The 9257-nt window shown below is 46.2% G+C and carries 8 protein-coding genes; 4 read left to right on the top strand and 4 right to left on the bottom strand.

All coding sequences use genetic code 11. From position 1 onward, the window contains the following. Positions 1-197 precede the first annotated feature (197 nt). The 3 genes from GC130_RS17045 to GC130_RS17035 all read right to left on the bottom strand — a co-directional run bounded on the left by GC130_RS17045 (position 198) and on the right by GC130_RS17035 (position 3289). The gene (locus GC130_RS17045; RefSeq protein ID WP_151999546.1) at positions 198-1616 is read right to left on the bottom strand and encodes a pyridoxal-dependent decarboxylase; all 1419 of its coding nucleotides are present in this window, start codon (positions 1614-1616) and stop codon (positions 198-200) included. Between the two features lie 27 nt (positions 1617-1643). Beyond that, positions 1644-2276: a hypothetical protein gene (locus tag GC130_RS17040; RefSeq protein ID WP_151999545.1), complete on the bottom strand. Its 633-nt coding sequence runs from the start codon at positions 2274-2276 to the stop codon at positions 1644-1646. Positions 2277-2458: 182 nt separating this feature from the next. Beyond that, a complete protein-coding gene (locus GC130_RS17035) occupies positions 2459-3289 on the bottom strand; it encodes an RNA methyltransferase (RefSeq protein WP_226940529.1) in 831 nt (276 codons plus the stop codon). Positions 3290-3400: 111 nt separating this feature from the next. Between GC130_RS17035 and GC130_RS17030 the strand changes: the two genes are divergently transcribed. From GC130_RS17030 to GC130_RS17020, 3 genes are all read left to right on the top strand, one after another. Further along, positions 3401-4288 carry a class I SAM-dependent methyltransferase gene (locus tag GC130_RS17030; protein WP_151999544.1) on the top strand — a complete coding sequence of 296 codons (888 nt, stop codon included), beginning with the start codon at positions 3401-3403 and terminating at the stop codon, positions 4286-4288. Between the two features lie 2 nt (positions 4289-4290). Continuing rightward, complete coding sequence (locus GC130_RS17025) at positions 4291-5166, top strand: RluA family pseudouridine synthase (protein WP_151999543.1); 876 nt, start codon at positions 4291-4293, stop codon at positions 5164-5166. 398 nt (positions 5167-5564) lie between these two features. Beyond that, entirely contained in the window at positions 5565-6167 is a 603-nt protein-coding gene (locus GC130_RS17020; protein WP_151999542.1) for a hypothetical protein, read from the top strand. 195 nt (positions 6168-6362) lie between these two features. Here the strand turns inward: GC130_RS17020 and GC130_RS17015 are convergent, their stop codons facing one another. Beyond that, the gene (locus GC130_RS17015; RefSeq protein WP_151999541.1) at positions 6363-7682 is read right to left on the bottom strand and encodes a DEAD/DEAH box helicase; all 1320 of its coding nucleotides are present in this window, start codon (positions 7680-7682) and stop codon (positions 6363-6365) included. A gap of 362 nt (positions 7683-8044) precedes the next feature. On the opposite strand from GC130_RS17015, the gene galK reads away from it, so the two are divergent. Next, the gene (gene galK, locus GC130_RS17010) at positions 8045-9220 is read left to right on the top strand and encodes a galactokinase (protein ID WP_151999540.1); all 1176 of its coding nucleotides are present in this window, start codon (positions 8045-8047) and stop codon (positions 9218-9220) included. Positions 9221-9257 lie beyond the last annotated feature (37 nt).

The raw sequence follows: 9257 nt of genomic DNA, 5'->3' as shown, positions 1-9257 counted from the left end.
GACAAGCTCCATCAACTCAAAACACTCAGGTATAAAATCTTTGCTATTGGGGGCTATATAACCAAATCCGGCAGTCAGAAAATACTCAACCTTTCTCTGGCAATGAAACGAAGAAAATGGATTGAAGTAATCTGGACAGAGTCCCAAAATTTCAACTGGCCTTTTGCTCCGTCCTAATTCCTAATGACAATTCCGGGTTAAAGCGACTTGGCGGTATCAGTTATCCATGCCCACACTTCGTCGACATGCCTTTGCGCCAGCCTGGTGTTGCCGAGCACCATTCTGATGCAATAAATCCCCTTTACCTTGGTGTGGGAGATAAAGACTTTCCCGGAAGCATTCAGGGTTTTTATCAGCTGCTCATTCAGCTGATTGAGCTTTTCCAAATTGGTTTCACTGGCTGGCTTAAAACGGAAGACTACTACATTCAATGATCGTGGCAGGACGAGTTCAAAATCTGAGTGGCTCACCACTTTAGCCTCGAAGTCTTCTGCGCAGGACATGTGTCCTCTTAAGGTTTTTTGCAGGCCATCGATGCCAAACGAGCGAATAACAAACCACAGTTTCAAAGCCCTGAAACGGCGGCCCAGTTGCACACCCCAATCCCTGTAGTCGTTCACCTGCCCACGGGTGGCGGTTTTTAGGTACTCGGGCAGTATCTCAAAAGTACGAATAAGAGCCTCCTTGTCCTTCACAAAGTAAGCCGTGCAGTCGAAGTGTGTAAACATCCATTTGTGCGGATTGAACACAAAGCTGTCGGCCAACTCCTGACCTTCCATCATCCAGCGGCACTCTGGCAGCAGCAGGGCTGTGCCTGCATAAGCGGCATCGACGTGTAGCCACACATTGTATTTGCGGCAAACAGCACCAATTGCCTTCAAGGGGTCGACAGCCACAGTACTGGTGGTGCCTATGGCAGCCACCACCGCTAATGGCGTATACCCTGCCTGAATATCTCGTTTAATGGCCTCTTCCAGTTGATCAGGCCTCATCGCCAACAGGTCGTCTACAGATACTTTGACGACATTTTTCTTTCCGATGCCAGCTACTTTTGCACCTTTCTCAATAGACGAGTGTGTCTCACTGGAACAATAGACCCTGTACTTTTCTGTGCCATTGAAGCCTTCGTCATTGACACGGAGGCCGCTCTGCTTTTCCCTGGCGGTAAGGAGCGCCACAAGGGTGGCCGTTGAAGCGGTGTCCTGAATGACGCCGTGCCATGGAGCGGGCAATGCCATCATTTCCTTGAGCCAGTTCATCACCATCTCCTCCAGCTCTGCGGCGGCTGGTGAGGTCTCCCAAATCATGCATTGAGCGCCCAGTGTGGTGGTAAGCATTTCTGCCAAAATAGAGGGATAGCTCCCATTGGCAGGGAAATAGGCATGAAAATGGGGATGCTGCCAATGCGTAATGCCCGGCATGATGATGCTCTGAAAATCTTTGAATAGGCTGTCAAAACTTTCGCCTTGAAGAGGAGGGGAAGTTGGTAGCTGTTTAATTATATCGCCGGGCTTTGTGGCAGGTTTTACGGGGTATTCTTCGATGTTTTCGAGAAAATCTGCCATCCAGTCAACGAGGCGGTGGGCTTCTGTTCTAAAAGTTTCTGGTGTCATCATACTCAACTCGCTGAGGCGTTAATAATACTACTTTAAAGAAGCATAGTATTCCATCAATTTTATGAAATCAGCTGATTCATTTAGCTGAACATGCTCTTCTTTCATAAACGACTTTATCTCAGGTTTTTTGTCTGACGTAAGCTTGAAAAATTCCTTTTTAGTCATTTCATGTAACCTGGCGGTGGCCATATCAATGAAGTATCTTTCATAGCCCTTGATAACGTTTTTCTGAGTTATAACAGCATTGGCATTGAAGCCGTAGCCTGGCTTCAGTCCGGTAGTTTTTCTCCCAACCAGCGAAATGAATTGCGTTTCGTGAAGTATCTCCATGAAGATCTCATTTGTCATCTCAGTCACTTCGCTGTATACCGGAAACGACTGGAACTTGCGGTAGGTGCCACGCTCTTCATCAAAAAAGCCAAAGGAAGATATTTTGCTTGGGCCAGCCGTGTAGTTAACGCCCTCGTAGCTGAATTGTAGCAGGCCTTCTATTGTAAGCGGGTTATATGCAAAATCACATTCGATCACATCTCCCGATGTCATCACGATGGTGCCAAAATACCAATCCTCAATTTTTTCGTTAAGCTTTTCTGCATTTTGAGACCAGGATACCTGGGAGCCTAGCGAAAAGATGCAGAAAAGAAGCGCTCTGTTTTTCATTTCATGCGAACTTCACAATGAGAGCCCAAAGTAATAGAATTCGACTGTAAGCATGGCTAATTTCATAGATAGATTTCGGTTTGGTTGCCACTTTCGGTGCTGACCTGGCGCTGTTTTCATACGGATTCACAGAAGTAGGTGGCTGCAAAAAACTGGATTGAAGGCTGGGCTACGAAAAGGGCTCAGCCAAAATCACGCTGACGGAGGGCTTCATAAATAAGAATGGCTGCGGCATTCGACACGTTCATGGAGTCAATTTTCCCTTTCATCGGAATAATCACCTGCTGATTAGCCTCTTGTAGCCAAAAATCGGAGAGGCCGGTAGCTTCCGTGCCCAGCACTAGGGCAGAAGGCGTCTTATAGTCAAAGGTGTGATAGGGCCTGGCTTTGTCGGTGAGGGCCGCTGCATAGGTGGTGATGCCCTGGTTGGTAAACCAATCCCTGGCTTCCTGATTGCTGGCGGAGGCGACCGGCACAGTAAAAAGGCAACCTACGCTCGACCTCACTACGTTGGGGTTGAAAAAATCGGTGTTGGGGTCGCACACAATCACCCCACTAAGGCTGGCGGCATCCGCCGTCCGAAGCATCGCTCCAATGTTACCAGGCTTTTCCACATTTTCCAGTACCAGATAAAGGGGGTTGTCCTTTTTTGGTAAATCAGCAAGGCTAAGCGACCTGGTAGCAGCAATGGCAATTACCCCGCCTGTACTTTCTCTGTAGGCAACTTTTGAGAAAACTACGTTGCTCAGGTGGTAGGTAGTAGAATGCTCGAAGGAGATAGGGTAGTGGGGGTCTGCCTGGTACAGGTTTGGGTTGATGTAAATTTCCTGTAGTTCATAGCCACTTTGCTGAGCCAGGGAGATCTCACGCACACCTTCAATAACGAATGCCTGCTGCTCCTTGCGCTCCCTGGGCTTCTGAAGGGCAATCAGGTTTTTAATGCGTTGGTTCTGCGGACTTGATATTTCAAGGATCATGGAGGGCAAAAATACAGGGTATTGTGCAAAGTTCATCTCACGACCTCAACTAAATCGCCTGGTGCGCTGCAATGAGTAATGTGAAACCAGAAAGCACCCAATTCCAACAATTCCGTTACTTTTGCACCTTACTTCCCGGTGCTACCTATGCAGCTTCTTTTTCCCCGACATTGGCAAGACTACGAACTGATCGATTCTGGCGACTTTCAGAAGCTGGAGCGGTTTGGAAAGTATACGCTCATCCGGCCCGAGCCTCAGGCTATTTGGAAAAAGAAGTTGGCTGATGACGAGTGGAAAAAGCAGGCATCTGCGGTATTTGTGCGGGACTCGGCGAAGGCCCGGAAAAGCAGCAGGGAAGATGAGGGCTGGACTTATTCGCAAAAACTCAATCATCGCTGGCCTTTAAAGTACCAGTATAAAGACATGCAACTCACCATGTCGCTACAGTTCACTTCCTTCGGTCATGTGGGCGTTTTTCCGGAGCAGGCCGAGAACTGGGACTTTATATACGATACAGTGAAAGCATGGCCTGAACCTGGAAAGGTGCTTAACCTGTTTGCCTACACTGGCGGCTCCTCTTTGGCAGCCAGGGCTGCGGGCAGCGAAGTCACACACGTGGATGCCGTGAAAAACATGATCACCTGGTCCAATGATAACCAGCAAGCGAGTGGCTTGAAGGACATCAGGTGGGTGGTGGAAGACGCCCTGAAGTTTGTAAAAAGGGAAGTAAAGCGGGGTAAGCAATACAATGGTATCATACTTGACCCACCCGCCTATGGCAGAGGCCCTGATGGTGAGAAGTGGGTGATTGAAGAGAGTTTGACGGAGCTGATGGAGCTATGCAGCCAACTGCTGGCACCCCGGCAGGCCTTTCTTGTCCTTAATATGTACAGCATGGGGCTTTCGGCATTGGTTTCAGCCAACCTGGTTGAGTCATTCTTTCAGCCAGATAATATGCAGTTCGGGGAGTTTTACCTGCCATCTACGTCGGGGCAAAGGCTGCCTTTGGGAACTTTTTTAAGATTTACACGATAATTATGAAGCATTTAGCCAAAAGAGACGGCACCATCCTGGAAATATTGGGCGACGCCTACGCCGGCACTTCCACAACCAAGCTGCGCAAAATGCTCAAGTTTGCCAACGTGACTCTCGACGGAGAGCAGGTTCGAATGGCCGATACACCTGTCAAGACCGGCCAGCTTGTTAATATTGAAAAGCAGGAGAAGCCCTCTCTTAATGTGAAGGCCCCGTTTCGTGTTATTTGGCAGGATCAGTACATTATTGTTTGCGACAAGCCAGTGGGCCTCATTACGGCCGGCGAAGGCATCACACGGCGGCCCACCATGCACAAACTGGTGGACGACTACGTAAAGGACGCTACAAAAGGTGCACAGAGCGCCTTCCCAGTGCACAGGCTTGACAAAGAAGTAAGCGGCCTGGTTGTTTTTGCAAAAAGCGAAGAGATACAGGAAAAATTGAAAGCTAACTGGCATCAGTTTTCTAAAAAGTACATTGCCATTACAGAAAAGGAACCCAATCCCAAAAAAGGTACCATTAGCACGCTGCTGGAGGAACGAGGCCTGAAGATGTTTGTAGCCAGCACGCCAGGCCCCAATACCAAGGAAGCTATCACCTATTATACCTATAAAGAGAGGATAGGGAGATACCATATGGTAGAAGTAGAGCTGGCCACGGGCAAGAAAAATCAGATTAGGGTTCACCTTGGTCATATTGGCTGCCCTATAGTAGGCGACTACAAATATGGGGCGAGCAATGCTTTCAAAAGGCAGATTCGATTAATGGCCACCCAGCTTTACATAAAACACCCGATAACAGGCAAAGATTTGGCTTTCAAAATAGAGCCATCTACGATTTTTACTCACCCAAAGGAGAAAAGTGAGGACTATAGATAGGTAATCTGTCCTGCCAATTCCTTCCTCTATTTCTTTTGTTTCGATCTTTTGGTTTCGCCTTGTCAGAACGAAATTCCCACCGCAAGCGATTCCGGGATTTATGCAATCAGCTTCTAGATGCTTAGTACAGAATAATATTCTGTTAATAGGCTATTAGTTGAAATTAATCAGAATAAACTACATGAAGAAAAATATTTTATGTAAAAATTATAAAAATCAGACGTTTGCATTGGCGTAACTGCCAGCGCAAACGGTTACGAAAAAGTGATATTTTAATGAATTCGTAAATTTTTATATATTAACCGTATATTCATTTAAAATTAATGCCTATTATTTGAACAAAATCATAACTATTACGTCTTTTGATATATAATTGATAAGCTCAAAAACGAAAAGTTATGAAAAAGACAAAGAACTTTATTGCTGTACTCCTAGTAGCTATGGGTACTTCTAGTGTTGCGTTTGCCGGAGGAGACACACTTAAATCATCATCTAATGTAAGAGTGATTTCTTTCAACAAGAATGATTCTTACAAACTTATATATAAGAGTGAAGGCAAGCAGAATGTGACAGTTAACGTTTTAGATGAAAAAGGCGTATCTGTTCACAAAGGATCCGTTAGAGTGGCTGATGGTTTTGCGCAAAACTTCGACCTTTCAAACGTTCCAACAGGTTACTACACTTTTGAAGTAGTTTCAAAAGGTGAAAAAGTAGCTCAAACTGTACACCACGTTTCTGAAGTTGACAAATTGGGTGAGCAGGTAGCTCTTAGCTCTAATGCCAGCACAAAAAAAATGGTACTTAGATCAAGTGCTTCAGTAGACTCACCTCTTTCAGTAGCTATCTACGGTGGTCAGGATGAACTTTTGTTCACCGAGGACGTGAAGTCAGCTGATTTCTTCACAAGAGTGTACGATCTAAGCCAAATCAAAGGAGCGGGTGTTCGTTTCACTGTATCATACAATAACACTGTAGTTAAAGACCAAAAATTCGATTTTTAAGCACAAAGCAGACTGTAAATTATACTGAAAACATTCATTAATCCGCTTATCAATCTGGCTAGCCGCTCTTTCAAAGGGCGGCTAGTTTTTTTTGTACTTTCTTTCACTTACAACGGTTTGATTGACTCCATTCCCGACAAGTATAGACATGAAAAAAGGGCCGAAGCCCTTTTTTAAAATACATTCTATCAATTCTTAATACCTCGAGAACCTTGAAGGCATGGCAGTTGATTGAGAAGAGTCACGCTGCGGCCGATCCGAGGATCTGTTTCCGTTGTTGTTTGGCCTTCCGTTGTTGTTCCACTTCTTTTTGAACGATGCCGAGTTGCCGCTGGAGCCAGACTTAGGTCTTGACGAGTACACTTCGCTGGAAGTTGGTACTGGTGTAGCATTTACGTATGGGTGTTCCTCTATTACAGGAATCGTCTTGCCAATCAGCTTTTGGATATCCTTCAAATAAGGTCTCTCCTCTCTTTCGCAAAAAGAAATTGCTTTTCCATCCGCTCCGGCACGTCCTGTTCGCCCAATTCTGTGAACATAAGTTTCAGGGATATTGGGTAGCTCGTAGTTGAATACATGGGTCAGCTCATCGATATCGATACCTCTGGCTGCAATGTCGGTAGCCACCAACACCCTTGTTTTACGGGTTTTGAAGTTTGAAAGGGCACGCTGACGTGCATTCTGCGATTTGTTGCCATGGATAGCTTCGGCAGTAATTCCCTCCTTGTTAAGGTCTTTCACTACTCTGTCGGCACCATGTTTTGTTCTGGTGAAAACCAGTGCTGTTTCAATGCCCTTATTTTCCAGGATATGGTTAAGCAAATGCTTCTTGTCTCTTTTCTCCACATAGAACAGCGACTGCTCTATCTTTTCGGCTGTTGAAGATACAGGTGTCACCTCTACTTTCACAGGATTTGTAAGAAGACTGTCAGACAGCTTTACAATTTCGGGCGGCATAGTGGCCGAGAAGAAAAGCGTTTGTCTTTTAGCAGGGATTTTGGCGATCACTTTCTTTACATCGTGCACAAATCCCATGTCGAGCATGCGGTCCGCTTCGTCCAATACGAAAAACTGGATGCTGTCGAGGCGAACAAAACCCTGGTTCATCAGGTCAAGTAAGCGACCTGGAGTAGCAATAAGCACGTCAACACCCCTGCGGAGCGCATTGGTTTGAGCATTTTGCGATACGCCACCAAATATTACTGTATGACTGATTCTGGTATACTTACCATAGGCAGCGAAGCTTTCGTCAATTTGTATCGCCAATTCCCTCGTTGGGGTAAGAATAAGGGCTTTGATACCTCTTTGTTCGGTTCTGGCGGTGTAAATGTTTTGTAAAATGGGAATGGCAAAGGCAGCAGTTTTTCCTGTGCCTGTTTGTGCGCAACCCAGTAAGTCTCTACCTTCAAGAAGATGTGGGATGGCTTGGGCCTGAATAGGCGTAGGCGTAGTGTAGCCTTCAGCCTTCAGGGCTTTCTGAATGGGCTCAATAAGCCCTAGATTTTCAAATGTCATTAATGTTTTTTGTTTAAATATGGCTGATAACGAGCCGGGAAGGGTCACAATCAGCAGTCTGTCCTTAAAAGATCCTTGGTTGAATGGCAGACATCGACTTGAAGCGTGCGGCAGGCTGAGTATGTGAAATAATTGGCCTGTCAACTGAGAACCTGGCGCAAAGGTACGTTAAATAGTTGACAATAGCTCCTGGTCTCTCTTTATTAATTAATAACGGGTGCCAACGGTATTCTCAGACACTTCAATTTCAACTGGCTTATATTCGAAATAGCAAACTGCTCGTATATTTGAGCACTTTTTTAAGAGAGAGAGGAGCCTTCCTGGCGAAAGCTGTTCCCGTTGATTAAACCTAAACTACAGTGATGTTTGAGGAACTTGATTACCAATCACTAATATCAAGAACATTTACGGAGCTTTACGGCTCAAGTCCCGCCATTGTTGTGCGGGCACCTGGCCGGATCAACCTGATCGGCGAGCACACCGACTACAATAATGGCTTTGTGTTTCCTGCTGCTATTAACAGGGAGATTATTTTTGCTATGTCACCTTCTACCCGGCCCGATACTTCTCTTTTCGCTTTGAATATCAATAAGGGAGCGCTGGTCAACCACAAGAAGTTGGTGCCAAAGTCCAATCCGGCGTGGACTAACTTTTTTACTGGCGTTGTGGCTGGTTTGCAACGGCGTGGTTTCGATATTCCTCCGGTCAATTGTGTGTTCGGTGGCGACATCCCAAATGGGGCCGGCTTGTCATCGTCAGCAGCGCTTGAGGTTGGTTTTGGAACAGCACTGACGCAATTGTTTGAGCTGTCTGTTGAGCCATGGGACATTATTCAGATAGCTCAAAAGGCGGAGCATGAGTTTGTCGGGGTCAAGTGTGGAATCATGGATATGTTTGCCAGCAAAATGGGAAAGAAAGACCACGCCATGTTGCTCGATTGTCGTGATCTTACATTCGACTACTATCCGCTTCAGCTTCAGGATCACAGCCTTCTGCTTATCGACACACGGGTGAAACACTCTCTGGCAAGCTCCGAATACAATACGAGACGACTTGAATGTGAGCTAGGGGTAACAGTTCTTAAAAAACACAAGCCGGAGGCAAACTCCCTCAGAGACTTTAATTCATTTGAAGTGGAAGAGCTGGCGGATGAACTTCCTGAGAATGTCTTTCGGAGGTGCAGGTTTGTGACGGGTGAAATAGAACGTACACAGGCCGCTGCCCGTGATTTAAAAAAGGGCGATTTGCTGGCGTTCGGAAAAAAAATGAATGATACGCACCGTGGGCTGTCGGCCGACTACGAGGTAAGCTGCCGGGAACTGGACTTTCTTGCAGCTGAAGCGGCCAGGTTTCCCGACGAAATACTGGGCGCAAGGATGATGGGAGGGGGATTTGGTGGATGCACCATTAACATCGTGAAAAAGGAGTTTGAGGAGGAATTCAAGCGTCACGTCGACCTCTCATTTACGAAGCAATTTCATACAGCGCCCAACTTCTACGACATTTCTATACAAGACGGAGCGTCAGTAATTTCCTAGCTCCGTTGATGACCAGATCGTCTGTCAGGTGTTAACG

The sequence above is a fragment of the Imperialibacter sp. EC-SDR9 genome (genome assembly GCF_902498805.1).
Taxonomy (GTDB): Bacteria; Bacteroidota; Bacteroidia; order Cytophagales; family Cyclobacteriaceae; genus Imperialibacter.
The sequence above is the reverse complement of the archived record's forward strand: the minus strand, read 5'-3'. Positions and strand labels throughout refer to the sequence as shown.

Coding starts and splice junctions, on each gene's coding strand:
- galK (WP_151999540.1), top strand. CDS start 8,045: ATGTTTGAGGAACTTGATTACCAATCACTAATATCAAGAACATTTACG.
- GC130_RS17020 (WP_151999542.1), top strand. CDS start 5,565: ATGAAAAAGACAAAGAACTTTATTGCTGTACTCCTAGTAGCTATGGGT.
- GC130_RS17025 (WP_151999543.1), top strand. CDS start 4,291: ATGAAGCATTTAGCCAAAAGAGACGGCACCATCCTGGAAATATTGGGC.
- GC130_RS17035 (WP_226940529.1), bottom strand. CDS start 3,289: ATGAACTTTGCACAATACCCTGTATTTTTGCCCTCCATGATCCTTGAA.
- GC130_RS17045 (WP_151999546.1), bottom strand. CDS start 1,616: ATGATGACACCAGAAACTTTTAGAACAGAAGCCCACCGCCTCGTTGAC.
- GC130_RS17015 (WP_151999541.1), bottom strand. CDS start 7,682: ATGACATTTGAAAATCTAGGGCTTATTGAGCCCATTCAGAAAGCCCTG.
- GC130_RS17030 (WP_151999544.1), top strand. CDS start 3,401: ATGCAGCTTCTTTTTCCCCGACATTGGCAAGACTACGAACTGATCGAT.
- GC130_RS17040 (WP_151999545.1), bottom strand. CDS start 2,276: ATGAAAAACAGAGCGCTTCTTTTCTGCATCTTTTCGCTAGGCTCCCAG.